We start from the raw sequence: 17,477 nt of genomic DNA, 5'->3' as shown, positions 1-17,477 counted from the left end.
AGGCTTTGTTCGTTCGGTATTGATCACGACAAAGTTGCGATGAATGAGAGGCCGGTGAAATAGCGAATTTTTGCTATTTTCAAACAATAAAAAGCCCTCTGCTTTATAAGGAGAGGGCTTTTTATAGAAGACAAAAGAACGGTGAGGCTAGATCAGCTTTTGCCTTAAAGCTTTCGAAATGGCTTCCTGAGAAGAATTAACGTGAAGTTTTTCGTAAATTTTGCGGAGGTGGGCATTGACCGTATTAAAACTGATAAAACAGGCCTCCGCGATCATTTTGTAACTGTAACCTTCGACCAGGTATTTTAAGATTTCTTTTTCGCGCTTCGATAAATCATAAAACTCTGTTTGAACGGTTTGATGAGACCGGAAAAAGGTCAGCACCTTGCGGGCTACGCTTGGGCTCATGGGCGAGCCGCCCGTGTAGACCTCGGCAATCGCCTCCAAAACTTTGCCCGGCGAAGTTCCCTTTAAAATATAGCCTGATGCGCCGGCACAAATGGCCGCAAACACTTTATCGTCGTCTTCAAAGACGGTTTGCATCATGATTTGGATAGTGGGGTGTTCTTTTTTGATGATCTGCACGGCCTCAATGCCTGATATTTCGGGCATTTTGATGTCCATGATGATTACATCGGGTTTTGATTTGGCCACTTTTTGCAGGGCGTTGAGGGCATTGGGGAAAGCGCCGGCGAGTACATAATCGTCACTGTCTTTCAGGAGCAGTTCCAAACTGCCGGCAAAAGCGCTGTTGTCGTCAAAAATGGCTACTCTGATCATATTTTCAGCAGATAAAAAGGGGAGCATTTTACGCCCTGTCCCAACGGCGTAAAAGTCTTATATTCAATTTGGAAAGACAATAGCGAATTTAAGTGATTTTCAGAGCGGTATCATCATTTTGGTCACCGTACCCTTGCCGACTTCTGATTCTATTTCCATTTTCCCCTCCAACTGTGTGATGCGTTGTTGCAGGTTTCTCAAGCCGTTTCCTTCGGAGCGTTGGGTCATGTCAAAACCGCTTCCGTTGTCGGTTATCTTCGCCCATAGCCAATGTTCGTGTTTTTTGAGAGAAACAGTAACCCTTGTGGCAGTTGAGTGTTTGGCAATATTGTGGATAAGTTCTTTAAAAATAAGAAACAAATTTCGCTGTTGCTCAATGGTAAGCAGTTGTTTTTCAGGAATTTCATTGCTGAATTGCAATGCTATTTCGCGGTTTTGGAGCATTTCTGTCGCAAAGGCCTGTATTTTATCAATGAAATCAACGGCCCTGTCGTTATCGGGTTGAATGGTCCATACCATTCCGCGCATGGTTTGAACCATTTCTTTGGATTCCTCCATGATTCGTTCCAGAATGGGCAATACCTCTTCGGGTTTTTTTACAAGTTTCATTTTAGCCATTTCTCCCAAAAAACTGATGTTGGACAGCGTGCTGCCTACGTCGTCGTGGAGGTCGGAAGCGATTTCGTTGCGAACCTGCTGGAGCCGGATTTGACCGCGCAATCTGTACATTCTGATGAAATAAAAAATGACGCCTACAACCAATAACCCATAGGCAGCAAGCATGGGAATAAACCAGTTTTTTTGCCAGAAGGCTTCTTCTAAATGAAATTTTAAAGAAATGATTTTATTGGGATAGTTGAGATTTTTGACCTGCAATTCATAATCGCCGCCGAAAAGATTTACATAATTGACGGATTCGCCCTTGCCATTAGGATGCCATTTGCCATCTAGACCCTTCAAACAGTAAGCGTATTTGGCATTGAGACTGTCAGTCGCATCTTTGAAACTCGCTAAAATATGGGTTTCCCTAAAATTGAGTGCAATGGGTTTATGAATGTTGTAGCTTGAATCTTGGAACTCATTAGTAGCCGTAAACGAAGTAAATTGGATATTTTGGGCAAATGCATGACCAATCCATATAGAACAAGCAATTAAAGTAAAAAAATGCTTCATCGGCCCTGTTCTAAATCGGGGATTTTGTTGGAGTTAAACTTTTGATGGCGAGCCAAGTAAAAGGCATAGGCCAAAATGCTCATTTTTATTATTTGAAAAATCGGGCTGATGTTCAATGCGAATATATCTTGCCATTTATTTGTAAAATATAGGGCCATTTTCCCACTTAGTTGCGTCAATAACACATCATATAACGCCCCTGAAAATATAGAAAACAAGAGCCAAAGCAGAGGTTTTTTAGTAATATTAAACTGTGAGGATATTATTTTGTTTAACCAAATAGCGGATAAAATAAGGCTTGAAATATCTATTAATGTGAACAATTGAAAGTTGAAATATTTAATATTATTGGTGATAAGATCGTAAAAGATATACAAGATAAAAAATAAATAAAATACTGTAATTGAGTAGCGAATTATTTTGTTTTCTGACAAATGCCAAAACATAAAACAGTACAAAATGCCTGTATTTATAGCTAAGAGAGGAAAAACAAAATGATTGTTTATCTCCAATTTGGCACTGATTATTGATAGTATTCCAATGCAGGCATTAATAATGACACCTATCAGATAACCCTTCATTAGACTTGTTAAATTATTCCAACAATAGATGCCTATCATACAGGGAACAGCACCTATATAATTTGAAAGGTCAATCAATAAGTATTTAAAGTCCATTATTTATATTTTAGTTATCACCGCAGTAACTGGGACAGGTTCGGACTGTTAGATGATTTGTCCCCATTAAATGAGTGACATAGGTAAGAAAACGAATATGGACGCTTTCATTTTGTCTGGATGAATCTCTGGAAGAATCAATGCTTGTATTTATTTCTGTCCGGGTACTATTCAAATCTACTTTGGGGAATGTTGGTAAAAAAAGGGTAACTTTATTGCCTGCCAGTCCCAGAAATATAGTTAAAGATGGAATAGCAGAATTATTCCAAATATCAAACAATAAGGCTTTTGAAATATAATAACCTTTAGTACGAAAAAGAAAGTTGCCTCTCATTGTTAAAAAATCGCTTTTTAGCTTTCCTTTAAAAACTTTTTGAACGGGTGGATGACCTCCGGGAATAGTAATGGTATTGTATTCGTCTTCTACCAACTTCCATGTTCTCGTTTCATTATTCCAAAAATAAGCCCATTTATAATTTGCTTTATAGTGACGTGCATCAGCACCGTTATCCGGAATTTGATGAGTAAATACTTTTTCTAAATATTTATTAACTTCTAATGTATCTACTTTGGTTTCGAAAATCATAACCTGCAATTGGTTGTCGTGTAATCCAAAAAACAGGTGGATACCCTGATATTGATCCTTTGTCTGCTCAAATTGCGCTAATAACCAATCTGGTAAATCTACCGAATCGAAATTGGGAAATTTTCTTGAAAACTCCTGAACCAGATTGTTAGCGAATGGCTGGGTCCCTAAAAGTGTATAAACACTTGGGACAGACACAGCTTTTATTCCATTTCGAAAAACAACAGGTACATCTATTTCGGAACGGGTTGAATGTAATCCCAAGGTTTTATAACTCAAGGTTAGGCTATCCTGCCCCAATAGTATAAGTGAACTAAACATTAAAAAGATTAAAGGAATATAATTTTTCATTACAGTATTTTGGATAAATGTCAGCAACATCGTGTTTTAATGCAAAACTACGCCCTCGGTTCTCCTCAAAAAATAGCGAATTTTTGCTATTTCAAAGTAGTTATCGGGCAATTGAGGTCAAAGTAGGCATTTGAAGTGCCTATTGCAACGATTATTTTTATTTCTTATCAAACGGTCACCAAAGAGAGGCGGTGCTGAGAAACGCACTACACATTATATATACGATAAAGTCCCGGGTGTGCGTTAGAAAACGCCGGTAAGTTACTTTCCTAAAATAAAATCTCCAATGAAACCAACTCTTTCCCGCCGTGATGCCATCAAAACGCTTGGGGCGTCGGCGGCAACCTTATCTACCGCTTTAACGAATGAAGCCATGGCTGCCGAACCGCTGAAACTAAAAGGCAATATCAAGCATTCCGTTAGTCGCTGGTGCTACGCCTCTATTCCGTTTGAGGAGCTTTGCCAAGCCTCCAAAGACATGGGCATTGAGTCGATTGAACTCACTGGTCCGAAGGAATGGGAAATTATGAAGAAATACGGACTCACCTCCGCCATGGGCTGGGCCGATCCTTGGCCTGAGAAAACAGGCTTGACGAGCTTCCTCAACAATCCCAAAAACCACGATGCCATCTATAAATGCTACGAAGAGTTGCTGCCGCAGGCACAAGCGGCGGGCGTGACCAATGTCATTTGTTTTTCAGGAAATCGCAACGGTTTGGGTGACTACCAAGGCTTGCTCAATTGCCAAAAAGGAGTAAAACGATTGATACCGTTGGCCGAAAAATACGGCGTAACGCTCACGATGGAATTGTTGAGCTCGCGCGCCAGTCACCCTGATTATCAGTGTGATAACATTGAATGGGGTGCGGTACTTTGTGAAATGGTTGGTTCTGAAAAGTTCAAGATGCTGTACGATATTTACCACATGCAAAGCATGAGCGGAGACCATATTCGCAATATCCAGCGTTATGGAAAGTACATCAGTCACTACCACACGGGAGGACATCCGGGACGTAATGAAATCGACGAAACTCAAGAAATTTACTACCCAGCCATCGTAAAAGCGATTGTGGCAACGGGCTATAAAGGCTACATTGGGCAGGAATTTGTACCTAAAGCCAAAGACAAAGCAGGGATGTTGGAGTCTTTGAAAAAATGCGTCCTTATCTGCGACGTATAGTTTGTAAATCAAGAAAATATACAAAAAAGCGCCTGAGGATTGATTCCTTGGCGCTTTTTGTAAATAGGAGTGTTGAGAAGTTGTTTTTACATTCCAACCATTGAGAATGAGTGAGCGTCTTTGTCCAAAACCATCATCCAATTGTTGCTATGAAAAAGTTCTCCATTTTTCTGCTGGCGCTCTGTGTCTTTTGGGGCTGTAACAAAGACGAAATCAGTCAAGATCCCAATGTACTGGAAGGCACCTACCGTACCAATGCCTTTTTGGACCCGCTCTGCATTGCCATTACGGACGACAATCAACTCCCAAGCTTACAAATCACTAAGAAAAGTGATGGTACCTTCGACTTGTTGAGAACCAATTATATTCCTCAAATATCAACCCAAAAGCTGGAAGGAGTTACCGCCCAAACCACCGCAAAAGGGTATGAGCTGTACTACGGACAAACCAAAATAGGCAGCTATCAGGACGACCGCTGGTATGACGATAAAAAAGACAAAGAGGTGACGTCCAAAGTGTTGTCGGTGAGTCATTCAGAACCAACAAAAGGGCTGTATTTTTCTTATTTTGGCGTAAAGAAATAGAGAATGGTATCACTGGCTGAAAATTCACTGCATTGTCGCGATCAATTTCAATAGCTCCTCCCGATGTGATGCTTTTTTGATAAACATCGGCAGCCGGCTGACCATTGAGCTGTTCTTGCGAATGGTGTTTCGTGGGTCAATGCCCCGTTCACGTAGTTTTGCGCCAATGTATTCCCGGAGCATTTCTAGGTGCTCGTAATTGTAGGCCCAAAGTAACTCGCTGCGAAAGTCTTTTTGCAACCACAACGGCAGGCCGAAGACGGGGTCGGTTATACGGCTTTCGTGAAAATACCCGTATGAGATGCTTGCTTCGTATTCGCAGTTGTCGCCACAGTGCGTACAGTGCATGGCGAGTTTTTTCCAGCCCCCATTCCACGGAGCTGAGCGGCTCAACGGTTGGTAACATTCCCGGCATTTTACGGAAACGTGCGCGGTTGCGGCCCCATACCAATGGCCGGCGGTCTCTACGTGTAAACAATCAGGGCAAATGAGTCGAAAGTCCGCTGTTGAAGCAGGCTCTTTGGTGGGGTTGATTTGTGCTTTCCCCCCACATTTGGGGCAATGTACTATAAAGTGGGTTGCTAAATCTCCCAAAGCAACGCCTTTATCCGCAAAGCGCCCGATGTCTGGGATGGTAGCGCTATTTCTCTTTTTCATGTTTTTTCAACCAGTTGTCTAATACAGGAATACATTTTAAATTGGCCGCTTGCTGATAACTTTTCAGCGGCGTATCTAGTGCTTTCCGCAGTTTTCGTACGGCAGGGGCATAGTCAACGCCTAAGTCTTGAAATTTGGCGATGGTTTGAAGGATAGCTTGCGTTTCGGAATAAAACTGCCCGTCATAAAATGTATGGGTTCGTTCCATACTGTCTTTAAATTTTTCGGCCATCATCAAAATGCCTGTCTTGATAGGCTCGGCAAAAAGTCGTCGGTCTTCAACGTCATTGTCGGCCAAAAATGGGAAAACCTCACTTGCCCACGGTGTTTGTAGACGACTAACGAGATATTGCTGCCATTCAGGGTTTGATTTTATTTTGGAAAGGGCGGCCTCCCGCACGGCTTTGTCTTGGTATTTGGTGGTAAAAACCAGAATCAAGACCATTTCGGTCTTAGGGTTATTCTTTTCAATTTGTGCCAAAAACTCTTGTTGACGACGAGCGTCTTCCGCATCTCTCATTTCGGCATGTTGTGCTGCTTCAATCGGGATATTGACGAGCCATTCGCCCACCATCAAAATGCAGCTTACCGCGCTTATCAGCACAACGCCTTTCAGTGCCCACTGCCAAAACGCAGCGGGCACGTGGTTTTGTAACGAGGTGTTGACCAATACAAAACCTGCCAACAACAACGGGGGCAAGGCCCAAACAAAGGTATATTTTCCTAAAATCCGCATGATCCAAGGTGCGCCGCCGCCGTTGTTCATTGCGGCAAAAAAGCTAAAAATCAACAGCGCAATTAACCCTGAAATCACGAAGGTGTTGCGCAAAGTAGTTTTTTCGGTTACCCAATCAAAGCCACCTTTCCATAAGACAAAGGCGGTGGCAATGCTGATACCAATGGCCACGGCGGCGTACGCAAAAAGCAGTGCAAACGCGTGCCCTACGCCGTAGTCTCCGCCTGGGATGGGTTTGCCCGCCATAGATGCAAGGCTAAAATAGCCAATAACGGCTAACAGAAGTGCGAGGTTTGCGAAGAGGTTCATAGCATTAGTACGAAAAACTTGTATTGTTTACACAAAGCTATTTTGTTGCGTGCCTACTTTCCAAAAAGAAAAACTCAAGTGCGGTTCTATGACCCTGAGGCGGTAGGTTTACCATTTGGAGCGAGACGGCGGTCTGCATGTGGAGAGAAGCTGCCTGCCTTTTTACGCATTTTTCCCATCCAAAAACGCTGAAAATACGATATAACTTTTGGATATTTGTAGTACAAATCGCGTATCTGACGTATTCCACACCCTGAAAGACGCGCGAGAAGCTGTATTCCAAAAATGGTAAAGTCAAAAATTAGAAGAGGCTACAGGATAGCCAAGTACATCGTTTATAAAGAAACACTCGTTGATTCGGTAGAGAATTTTTGGTCATTTGTAGGCGCTTTTTTGGGGGTAGGATTGATTGCCTTTCTACAAAGTGCCCTCTCCGAAACGGACAATTTGTTTTTGATTGGCTCGTTTGGCGCGTCTGCGGTACTCATTTTCGGTGCCATCCAAAGTCCGTTGGCCCAACCCCGCAACCTCGTGGGTGGGCATCTCATCTCTGCGCTGCTGGGTGTGACCATCTACCAAATTTTCCCCAATATTATCTGGCTTACAGCCCCACTTGCGGTAGGGTTGTCTATTATCAGTATGCAAATCACCAAGACGCTGCATCCGCCGGGCGGTGCTACGGCGTTGATAGCCGTCATTGGTTCTGAAAAAATAAAAGACCTTGGTTATTGGTTTGTGCTTACGCCCGTTGCTTCGGGGGTGTTTATACTTCTGGCGGTGGCGCTCGTTTTCAACAACCTCACGCCCAACCGCAAATACCCTACCAACCGCCGATATTCAAGAACGTTCAGATGGGCCATTATCCCCACCAAAAAAATAATGAAAAGGATGCGAGGCAGGCGGCGTGTCGTTTGAAACCTCCTACTGCATCGGCAAAGCAAATTACTGCAAGGCCAGAGGCGTGTGGATAGTCGTTGCGGCTGGGGTGGCTCTGTATTCAGAACCAAGATCAATTATTGAAATGTTTTAAGAAACAGCAGCTGGTTGATTATAGGCTTTCATAAATTGAAAAATTTCCAATGCTACTTCGCGTACTTCGGCGGCTACTTGGGTAGCAAGATATTCCTCCGAATCTATGTTAAGGGCTCTGATGGCTTCATGCAAAGGGCGCATCACGCGGTCACGCCCCGTTTCCCGAAACAGAGCCACCAGCTTGTCACCATAGCCTAACCTGACGGTAACGGCAGCCGCAATATGCCAATTTTGCAATTTTTCCGTTGGTTGAGTTTCCTGTATCTGTAGTAAAGCGTGTCTCCAAAATTCCCGAGCCTGACCCCAATTTTGGTCATAGGCGGCAAAAACAGCTTCGTGCAAAGTAGGTGCTGCAACTGGTGATAACTCGGTATGAGTAATCTTTAATTCTTCAAAAACCTGTTTGGCTTCTGCTGATTTGTTGAGTTTATCGCGTAATAAAATCATTAACCCTTCCTTGGCGTCGGTATTATTTGGGGCTATTGTTAAAGCTTTTTGATAGGCGTTTTCGTCATTTTCTTTTAACTCCCAATTTGATTCATCAACATAAAAAGCATAAATGTCCAATAAAAGCTTTACGTCATTTACGACAGATTTATCCTCTTTAATTGCTTTTAAAAGTGCATTTTTAGATTCTTTGTACTTTTTTTGGTAAAAGAAAAATTGCGACATTTTAATCCATGCAGAGCCATTTTTGGGAGAAATTTCTAAGGCTTTTTGGTAATGATTTTCAGCTTCTGCAAGTCTTTGTTGCTGAAAACACAAATCACCTAATTTCGTCCAAGTATTTGAATTCAGCGGATTTATTGATAAAGCTCTTACATAAGATTTTATTGCTTCGTCTTCATTATTTAAGTTTTCAAGTAATTCGCCTAATAAGTACCATGCGAATTCAGAGGTGTCGTCTAATCTTAAAGCTTCACGATAATAAGGTTCAGCTTCGTTATACATTTCACTTGTTGCCAGCCAAAGTCCTTCATATAATAAGTTTGATGCTTTACTTTTCTTAAAATCTTCCACCCATTCCTCCTTCACTTCACTCATAATCACTCCCATCGTTTTTTCCAATTTCACTTCGTCGCCATCATACAGTTCCAGTAAGCGCTTATAAACTTTTTCTTTGAGCTTTTCACCACGTTTGCCACCCACTGCGCGGGCTAAGGCCAAGCCATAGGATAAATCATGAATTTTTTCTTTTTCGTATACAATACGTGCGAATTCCTTGGCGTGGTCTTGCAATTCGGGTTTGGTAAACCACGCTTGTAAAAAGCGCGAAAGCCATACCAAGTCGCGGCGTTGGCGGCGGCTGGCGCGGCGCAATAAGTACCAAATGTTAAAGAATCGTTCGCTGATTTCGTAAAAAGCGGCTTTTCGTTTACCCAGTTTTACCGTCCACCCCGCTTTTCCTAAGCGGTCGAGTTGGATGGATAATTGACTGTTTTCCAGAGAAGTACGTTCGCGTAGAGTTTCCAGATTACACGGGTCCCAATTCAACGCCACGGCATCAATGACCACTTGCGCTTGGGGTGCAAGTTCTTCAAAACGGGCTTTGTACAGGGGCGTCATTTGGTCAATCAACGCTTCCAAATCCTGAAAAACATCCGCAGAAAACCCGCGCGAAACCAACGCAAAAAGCATCACCACGGTGCGTACATTGCCTCCCGTGAGTGCGTGCAAGGTTTCGAGACGCGGAATATTTTGATTTAATTGGTTCTTAAAGTCAGGATTGTTGGTAATCTCGGCCAAATGCCGGAGTAATTCAAGCGTTTGCGGGAAGGTAAGTTTGTACAAATAGTGTACTTGGAATGCATCGTAAAACGGGGCCGTATAGTCGCCGTTGAGGAGGTCGGCACTGGCCCCGATAAAAATGGGCGCGCCAGGAACGGTGATGAGTTTTCGGAGTTTGGATTGCTCGATCTGCGCCAAACGTTCAAAAATCAAATTGAGATTGTCCAGCAGGAAAACGGGCCGGCGACCTAATTCTTGAGTGGTATTTTGTAGTAAATCGTAGGCTTTTTGGCTCAATTCCTGCTCATTTTTGAGGCGACTCAAATCAGCGATTTGTTCGTCTAACTGAACTGCTTTTTCTTCCTGACCTTCGGTTTGGAGGGTATCCGCCAAAGCATCCAGACTGTTGAGCCAAAATTTAGATAAACGGTCGATGTTGTACTGTTCTTCGGGAAACGAAAACGGAATGAATTGGGCGTTGAGCGGAGCCGTACGCAGGGCTACATCCAATCTTTTGAGCAGTGTACTTTTTCCCATACCGCGCTGACCTACAATCAAATGATGTTGTGGAATACTATCCTTTTCTTCGTGAATCAGGCTGTCTAAGAGTGAGTCAAATATGTCTTTGCGGGCATAAAACAGTAATTTTATTTCATCGTCGCTCAACCGACTCGGCATAAAAATGCTGAGGCGTTGCATGGGTAAAAAGGAAGGTGAGTCGTTCATTGTAAACGTTGTTTGTACCAGTAATTACGCAAAAGTGGGGAACGAAAACCGTATTCGCCCGTATGTTCAATCAGATAGCCGTCGTGAGTAAGTGTTTTGAGCAAAAACGCTGTTTTGTCCTTCGCCTCTTCCGGAGTTACATTATTCCTAACCAATACCTGTTCTAATTGGTCACGCCTAAATCCTTTTTCCTTTACACAAAGTGTATCCAACAAGTTTTTGGCCCATTTGGCATCCGTTGGGGCAAGCTGTTCTTCCAGACGTTCAATCCATGTGTTTAGGTTGGAAGAATCGGAGGCTCTTTCAAAGGCTGTGGTGACGTGCTCGGGAGTAAGAACCAGTCCATTTGGTTGATTATGAATGAATCTGAGTTGAGCAAACAGTAGTTGTAAATAGTATGGCAACGGCCATCCTACCGCTTTGATCAAGGCCTCCTGCACCTCTGCTGACATCGCAACTTTTTGGTCAGTGGCCAATTGTTGCAAAAACTGTCGTGCTTCTTCTTCCCCGAAAGCGCCCAACGAAAAAGAATACAGATCATTGATGGTTTTGGTGATACCCAACCGTTCGGCAAAAGTATCCATGCTGATAGAGCCGCAAAAAATCCAGCGTATTTCAGAATCAGGATTTTGCCGAAACGACCGCAGCCAATGCAGAAAATCACCTACTCGTCCTTTACCTTCAGGAATATTGGCTAACCGTGAAAGTAAAACGGGAAGTTCATCAATGATGATCAGGCATTTCCCGGTATCCTCTAACAGCTTTTCCAATTCACGTTTTAAGTCGCTTTTAGCGGCATTGCTCCATTTGAGCGTTGTTTTTACTCCCTGTACTTCTACTTCGGCTTCCAGCGACGACATTATTTTGCCAATGGAATCAAACGTATTTTTAGCATTTTTTTTGAACCAATTTTCTTCCTTTTTGAGGGCATCAACAAACATTCGCATAAAACCTGTTTCATCGCTTCCATCTTCCACATTAAAATAGATGGCCTTCCAATCGTGCTTTTGAGCATCTTTTCTCAGTTGGAGCACAAAAGACGTTTTACCTACCCTTCTTGGAGCTGGTAATAGTAGGTGATTTCCATTGTCCAGCAAATCCCAAGCTTGCAGAAGTTCCTTTTTACGTCCAAAAAAGTCATTGCCCGTTACCGGAGGGCCTACTTGATTCTTCATTGTTTTAAAATTTATACATACAAAAATATATACAAAAACGTATATATACAAATTTGTATATATTTTAAGGCAAACAAAAGAAGTCGGCTACAAACGCAGCCGACTTCTTTTGTTTGAAGAACCGAACTTTTATATTTTTCGGTTATACATTTAACGTTTTTCAGTTCTAAATAAGCATTTACTTCAAGCCTCCCACCATATCTTCGGGGCGTACCCATGCGTCGAATTGCTCTTCGGTCATGTGCGTGAAATCCAAGCCTTTGAGTTCAAATTCGAGAGAAGCCTGTTTGAGCGTAATCCCGCGCTTGTGCGCGTCTTGCGCGATGGCGGCGGCGTTGTAATACCCGATTTTGGGGTTCAAAGCCGTTACCAACATCAGTGAATTGTTGACGTGTTTGCGGATATTTTCGGTCAATGGCTCGATACCTACCGCGCAATGGTCGTTGAACGCCACGCAAACATCTCCAATCAAACGCGCCGAGTGCAGGAAGTTATAAATCATGACGGGCTTGAAAACGTTCAGTTCAAAATGACCGTTTGAACCACCAATGTTGATGGCGACATCGTTGCCCATCACTTGACAGGCCACCATGGTCATGGCTTCGCACTGCGTGGGGTTTACTTTGCCAGGCATGATAGAGCTGCCCGGTTCGTTGTCAGGAATGTGAATTTCGCCGATACCCGCGCGTGGCCCCGACGACAGCATCCGGATGTCGTTGGCAATTTTCATCAAACTTACTGCCACTGTTTTGAGTGCACCGTGGGCTTCAACGATGGCATCGTGAGCGGCGAGTGCTTCAAATTTATTTTCAGCCGTGATAAAAGGCAAGCCAGTCAACGCAGCGATGTGGGCTGCTACATTTTCTGAATAGCCTTTGGGCGTATTGATTCCTGTACCTACGGCCGTTCCGCCCAATGCCAATTCTGACAAATGCGCCAAGGTATTTTTGATGGCGCGTAAGCCGTGGTTTAATTGAGAAACATAGCCCGAAAATTCCTGACCCAGTGTCAGTGGCGTAGCGTCCATAAAGTGGGTACGACCGATTTTTACCACGTCTTTGAAGGCTTCCGACTTGGCTTGGAGCGTATCACGGAGTTTTTCGATGCCCGGAATGGTTACTTCGGCCAAAATTTTATAGGCCGCAATGTGCATCGCCGTTGGGAAAGTATCATTCGAAGATTGCGATTTGTTGACGTCGTCGTTGGGATTCAAATATTTCTTTTCATCCAACAATGACCCGCCATTGATAACGTGCGCACGATAGGCAATCACCTCATTACAGTTCATGTTTGACTGGGTTCCAGAGCCTGTTTGCCACACTACCAACGGAAATTGGTCGTTGAGTTTACCATCCAAAATTTCGTCGCATACTTGGGCAATCAAGTTTTTCTTGTCTTCGGGAAGAATGCCCGCTTCAAAGTTGGTGATAGCGGCAGCTTTTTTGAGGTAGGCAAACGCCCGAATGATTTCTTTGGGCATTTTGTTAATATCTTGCGCAATCGGGAAATTCATGATAGAGCGCTGGGTCTGTGCGCCCCAATACACATCAGCAGGTACTTCTACCTTGCCCATGGTGTCTTTTTCGATACGGTATTCCATTATTTTGATTGAGTGAGTTTGAGAATTAGTGAGTTTTGTGGGAGCGTTTTGAACTCATGCACAAGGTTGCAAAAGTAAACACAAAACACTAAATCGTTTTTGATAGAAATCATAATCTCTCAAAAATTACCAAAAAATACAAATCAATGACTTTGCGAGATGCTGCAAAAAGTAAATTGTACGGTTTCATTACTCCATTTGAATAACTCTGCCATTGGTTTGGATGTCTGATTTTTAAAGCTGACCTGAAATGTTCTGACACGCAGTGAACCGTTAAGTAAGTTACAAAGATATGATTTGGAAAAAATAGCTGTTTTACGGTATTTTGAAAGAACATAAGTCTTTGATTCTTAACGTATGAGTAAAATTCTGCCCCTTTTTTTTCTCTTGTTGTTTGGAGTAAATAAAATGTATGGTCAAAAAGTGTACGGAGGCCATTTTGACCGTAGAAATCCCGTAGGACCCCTCTTTGATACTCCCTTCGCCTATCGTTTTGCCTGCACGTTTTATACCGATGCCGCCGCCCGTGATGCGCTGCCGGCTACGTTACGCTTCAGAATCATTCGTAAAAAAGACAATGCTGTCGTCAAAGAATATACAGCCAACAAAGATGCTGATACGCAGGCTGGAGCCCTAGTAAATGACTGCGTAGCAGCGGGGGCGCCTGCCAAACTGGATTACTTTTTTGTTCGGTATAATTACGATATGGTCGTTACGCCGACGGAGTTTAACGATGCCGAGGGCTATTACGTTGTCAATGACCCCGTAGGGCCGCGCAACCCAACGGTCAATGTGCAGTCGTCCAATGTGGTGCTTTATCATTGGTTTTCTCCCCTTTATTTGTTTGAAAAACCAAGCAATCCCAACGATGGGGAGTTGTTTTCCGGGTGGGTGCCGGAGAGTTATTCATTCGTTTGTAAAAATCAGGGAAGAATTATCGTAGGGGTAGCCGCAATCCCCGCTCAAACGCAGGTAAACAGTCAAACTTTTAACCTGACCCTAAAAAATGCACTTCCTTTAACCGACGGCGCATTGCCGTTTCAGGAAGTGGCCTGGAAAGCAGGATTCAGCAGCAGCAATGTGGGGATAGGTACTGTAGGGATTGTCAATGCCAATCCTACGTGGGGAAACGGCAGTTCGGTATCTTCCATTTCTATCAACACGCCCGGACCTGCTTTGGGTGTTTTTTCGGTGGCGTTTGTGGCTGAACATCGCCGAAACGGCGTCAAAATCGCGGAAAACTACCGAGAATGGCAAATCGAAGTGACCGATTGTATCAAAACAGTGATTGCGAGCGGGTCAACGATCTCCGAAGTCGGTAATAAATCAGCGTTGTTGAGTGCTACCGTCTGCACCGGCAAACAGGTGCAGCTCAATACCGAAGGCGGTTTTCCTCAGAATGATAGTTACCAATGGTATCGAAATAATCAACTGATACCCGGCGCGAACAAGCCTGAGTTGGTGGTGAGTGAAAGCGGGGCTTACTACGCAACGGTGAAAAAGAACGGGGCCTGTAATACTGAAAAAACAACTACGCTCAATCCATTATTTGTGGATTGTCAAGCCGGGGGAGGAAATGTGTCGATCGTGGGCGGTAGCTTGCAAAGTCCTTTTACCTCACCGGGAGGCGGTTCCTTTGTACAGCCTTGGTGGAATAATTTTGCGTTTCGGTCGGATTATTATATTCCGATTGCCGATTTGCCGAAAATGCCGGCTTCTATCAAAGCTACGTTATACCGAAAACGTGATAACCTGAAAATTGAAGAAATAACCTTACGAAGAAACGCCTTCAGCGAGGTTCGGATTTTTCTCCCCCGCGCCTGTGGCACCGGCGACGACACCTTGCAATCGGTGGGGTATGACACGGGTAATTTTACCATGACGGCGGCTCAATACGGCGCCACCAATGGGGGGTATTATGTGGTGACAGAACCGATCTGTTGCCGCGTGAATACCGATAACCTGTCCCGAACAGATACCAAAATGGTGAATTACGCCGAGTTTAATGGGGCGGACCAAGTGGCATGGAATGCCGTATCGGGCAAAGGACACCTGTTGAATGTGAGTGTGCCCGCCCGCATTGAATCCTGCGCCGGTCAGAACGTAACCGTGAATTTTGGAGTGGGAAACAAGCAAAACCTGTCGGCGCGGTTAGCGGGATTTGCGGAGCCGATCACGGATGCTGCCACCGCTCAGCCCTTTGCAAATGTGGGTTGGAAAACAGGATTGACTACCACCAATTTTAACGGGAACGCAACGCCGCTTCAACTCACCCAAAACGGCAATACGTTTACGCTTTCGGGGATCCCTGAAAAACCGGGGGTATATGCGTATCGGATAAAATTTGAAGGAGTAATGGACGGAGTCGTTTACAGTAGCGTATTCAGTGAATTTCGGTTAATTGTCCGTGATTGTCGAGCGCCTTCGCAACCCCTGATTTTTGTCTCTAAAGTGGGTAAACCCAATGAGGCCGCTCCGACAGGTATGTGTCAGGACAGTTTGGTACAACTCAATCTTAGGAACTTTACCAAAGGAAGTACTTTCCAATGGCGACTTAATAATGGCGATGTAACGGCGGCAACGGATTCGATTTTAGTGGTTAGAAACAATCAGGGAGGAAGTTATACCTGTGTGGCCAAAACGCTGAATCTGTGTCCCGAAACCATGACGGCCGCTCCCGTTACTATTGTGTTTTTCCCTAAACCTACGGCCTCCATTACCGTAGGAAACGCCTCCGGAGTGGTTTGTCAGGGAGGAAGTGTAAAATTGACGGCGGCTACCAATGCCGTCAATGCGCAGTACCGATGGCTGCGTGAAAATGCCTTGGTTACAGGTGCTGCTTCTGTTACATTTGACGCGGTAGAATCGGGCAGTTACACCGTACGAGTGACTGATTCCAACGGTTGTTCCAATCTTTCAGCGCCTCAAAACGTGGTTTCCAATACACCGCCCAAAGCGGAAATTACGTCCAACAAAAAAGCAATATGTCCCAACCAAAGCACGACACTTTCGGCGACCGAAGGAACAGGTTTTGTCTATGTCTGGACGCGTGACGGACAACCGCTTGCCAACACAACTAATGTTCTTTCGGTAACCCAACCGGGTAATTTTTCGGTTAAAATAACAGCCACCAATACGTGTTCAACCACTTCTTCTCCTTTTGTCGTACTGCAAGCCAATACCCCGACCGTAACCATAACGTCGGCCGGAACTCAACTTTGCACGGGAAGTACTTTGGTGTTGACCGCGAACGGCAGCAATTTAAAAACGTTTCAATGGCAGCGCGACGGGCAAAACCTACCCGCAGCTACTCAAAACACATTGACCGCCACGCAAGCCGGAAATTATGCCGTTAGTGTCAACGATACAAACGGCTGTTCGGCCACTTCGTCGGGAACGGCCTTAACGCTGGTTCAAAAAATCACGGTTGCGCTTGATTCGATTCCGAGTTTTTGCGGAACGGCTTTTCCGCCCGTGGCGCTCAAAGGAACACCGGCCGGGGGAGTGTATGCGGGAACCGGGGTGGTCAATAATCAGTTTTCACCACAAGCCGCAGGCGTAGGGCAACATACAATCACTTATTCCATAAAGGGTAATTTGGATTGTTTGAATGGAGAAGCCAAACGGGTGGTGACCATTACCGCCCCGCCCGCCCTGAATTTGGGCAAAGACCGAGAGGTGTTTCGGGGAAGCAGTGTGACGCTCAACGGTGATTTGGGAATTGGCTACAGTTATCAATGGACTCCGCCCACGGGCTTGGACAATGCCACCGGTGCAAAGCCCATCGCCACCCCCGACCGTACGACGACGTATACCCTGCGTGCCACGGGCCCCAATGGCTGTTTGGCAACGGCCGCCGTTACGATTCAGGTGACGCAGGGAGTATATATCCCCGATGCATTCACGCCCAATAACGACGGGCAAAATGATACGTGGGAATTAAAAGGAATTGAAGAATATCCGGAGGCGGAAGTCATTATTTTTGACCGCTGGGGAGTAGCTATTTTCCATACCAAGGGAGCGAATCAAAAACCGTTTGATGGCTATTATAATAGCACTTCACTCCCTGTTGGCGTGTATGCGTATCACATCAAAACAAAGCCCGACGGTCATGTGTACAAAGGAATGTTGATGCTCCTGCGTTGAGGTATGAAATTTTTCGAACTATTTTTGCAGGGTTTTC

13 protein-coding genes are annotated in these 17,477 nt (G+C 44.5%); 4 read left to right on the top strand and 9 right to left on the bottom strand.

Annotation, left to right across the window (positions count from 1 at the left end):
• Positions 1 to 147: 147 nt before the first annotated feature.
• The 4 genes from DR864_RS11260 to DR864_RS11245 form a co-directional block, all read right to left on the bottom strand.
• Positions 148 to 780 carry a response regulator transcription factor gene (locus DR864_RS11260; protein ID WP_114070242.1) on the bottom strand — a complete coding sequence of 211 codons (633 nt, stop codon included), beginning with the start codon at positions 778 to 780 and terminating at the stop codon, positions 148 to 150.
• A gap of 99 nt (positions 781 to 879) precedes the next feature.
• The gene (locus tag DR864_RS11255; RefSeq protein ID WP_114067065.1) at positions 880 to 1,953 is read right to left on the bottom strand and encodes an ATP-binding protein; all 1,074 of its coding nucleotides are present in this window, start codon (positions 1,951 to 1,953) and stop codon (positions 880 to 882) included.
• Complete coding sequence (locus tag DR864_RS11250) at positions 1,950 to 2,630, bottom strand: hypothetical protein (RefSeq protein WP_162793724.1); 681 nt, start codon at positions 2,628 to 2,630, stop codon at positions 1,950 to 1,952. The genes DR864_RS11255 and DR864_RS11250 overlap by 4 nt, the downstream gene beginning before the upstream one ends.
• 10 nt (positions 2,631 to 2,640) lie before the next feature.
• On the bottom strand, positions 2,641 to 3,567 hold the full coding sequence (locus tag DR864_RS11245) for a hypothetical protein (protein WP_162793722.1): 927 nt from the start codon (positions 3,565 to 3,567) through the stop codon (positions 2,641 to 2,643).
• 286 nt (positions 3,568 to 3,853) lie between these two features.
• On the opposite strand from DR864_RS11245, the gene DR864_RS11240 reads away from it, so the two are divergent.
• Both DR864_RS11240 and DR864_RS11235 read left to right on the top strand, forming a co-directional pair.
• Entirely contained in the window at positions 3,854 to 4,747 is an 894-nt protein-coding gene (locus DR864_RS11240) for a hydroxypyruvate isomerase family protein (RefSeq protein ID WP_114067062.1), read from the top strand.
• Between the two features lie 149 nt (positions 4,748 to 4,896).
• Positions 4,897 to 5,331 carry a hypothetical protein gene (locus DR864_RS11235; RefSeq protein ID WP_114067061.1) on the top strand — a complete coding sequence of 145 codons (435 nt, stop codon included), beginning with the start codon at positions 4,897 to 4,899 and terminating at the stop codon, positions 5,329 to 5,331.
• Between the two features lie 24 nt (positions 5,332 to 5,355).
• Here DR864_RS11235 and DR864_RS11230 read toward each other — a convergent pair whose 3' ends face one another.
• Together DR864_RS11230 and DR864_RS11225 are read right to left on the bottom strand one after the other, a co-directional pair.
• Positions 5,356 to 5,988 carry a hypothetical protein gene (locus tag DR864_RS11230; protein ID WP_114067060.1) on the bottom strand — a complete coding sequence of 211 codons (633 nt, stop codon included), beginning with the start codon at positions 5,986 to 5,988 and terminating at the stop codon, positions 5,356 to 5,358.
• Complete coding sequence (locus DR864_RS11225) at positions 5,972 to 7,033, bottom strand: hypothetical protein (RefSeq protein WP_114067059.1); 1,062 nt, start codon at positions 7,031 to 7,033, stop codon at positions 5,972 to 5,974. Before DR864_RS11225 ends, DR864_RS11230 begins: the two co-directional genes overlap by 17 nt.
• A gap of 285 nt (positions 7,034 to 7,318) precedes the next feature.
• On the opposite strand from DR864_RS11225, the gene DR864_RS11215 reads away from it, so the two are divergent.
• Positions 7,319 to 7,948, top strand: a complete 630-nt coding sequence (locus DR864_RS11215; protein WP_114067057.1) for an HPP family protein — start codon at positions 7,319 to 7,321, stop codon at positions 7,946 to 7,948.
• Between the two features lie 111 nt (positions 7,949 to 8,059).
• On the opposite strand, the gene DR864_RS11210 is transcribed toward DR864_RS11215, so the two are convergent.
• The 3 genes from DR864_RS11210 to fumC all read right to left on the bottom strand — a co-directional run bounded on the left by DR864_RS11210 (position 8,060) and on the right by fumC (position 13,294).
• On the bottom strand, positions 8,060 to 10,519 hold the full coding sequence (locus DR864_RS11210) for an ATP-binding protein (protein ID WP_114067056.1): 2,460 nt from the start codon (positions 10,517 to 10,519) through the stop codon (positions 8,060 to 8,062).
• Positions 10,516 to 11,694, bottom strand: a complete 1,179-nt coding sequence (locus DR864_RS11205; RefSeq protein WP_114067055.1) for an AAA family ATPase — start codon at positions 11,692 to 11,694, stop codon at positions 10,516 to 10,518. Before DR864_RS11205 ends, DR864_RS11210 begins: the two co-directional genes overlap by 4 nt.
• A 178-nt stretch (positions 11,695 to 11,872) precedes the next feature.
• Positions 11,873 to 13,294 (bottom strand): class II fumarate hydratase, encoded by a 1,422-nt coding sequence (gene fumC, locus DR864_RS11200; protein ID WP_114067054.1) that lies wholly within the window; start codon positions 13,292 to 13,294, stop codon positions 11,873 to 11,875.
• Positions 13,295 to 13,651: 357 nt separating this feature from the next.
• On the opposite strand from fumC, the gene DR864_RS11190 reads away from it, so the two are divergent.
• On the top strand, positions 13,652 to 17,440 hold the full coding sequence (locus tag DR864_RS11190; protein WP_114067052.1) for a T9SS type B sorting domain-containing protein: 3,789 nt from the start codon (positions 13,652 to 13,654) through the stop codon (positions 17,438 to 17,440).
• Positions 17,441 to 17,477: the final 37 nt, after the last annotated feature.

It is taken from the genome of Runella rosea (assembly GCF_003325355.1).
In the GTDB taxonomy this organism is placed as follows: domain Bacteria; phylum Bacteroidota; class Bacteroidia; order Cytophagales; family Spirosomataceae; genus Runella; species Runella rosea.
The sequence above is the reverse complement of the archived record's forward strand: the minus strand, read 5'-3'. Positions and strand labels throughout refer to the sequence as shown.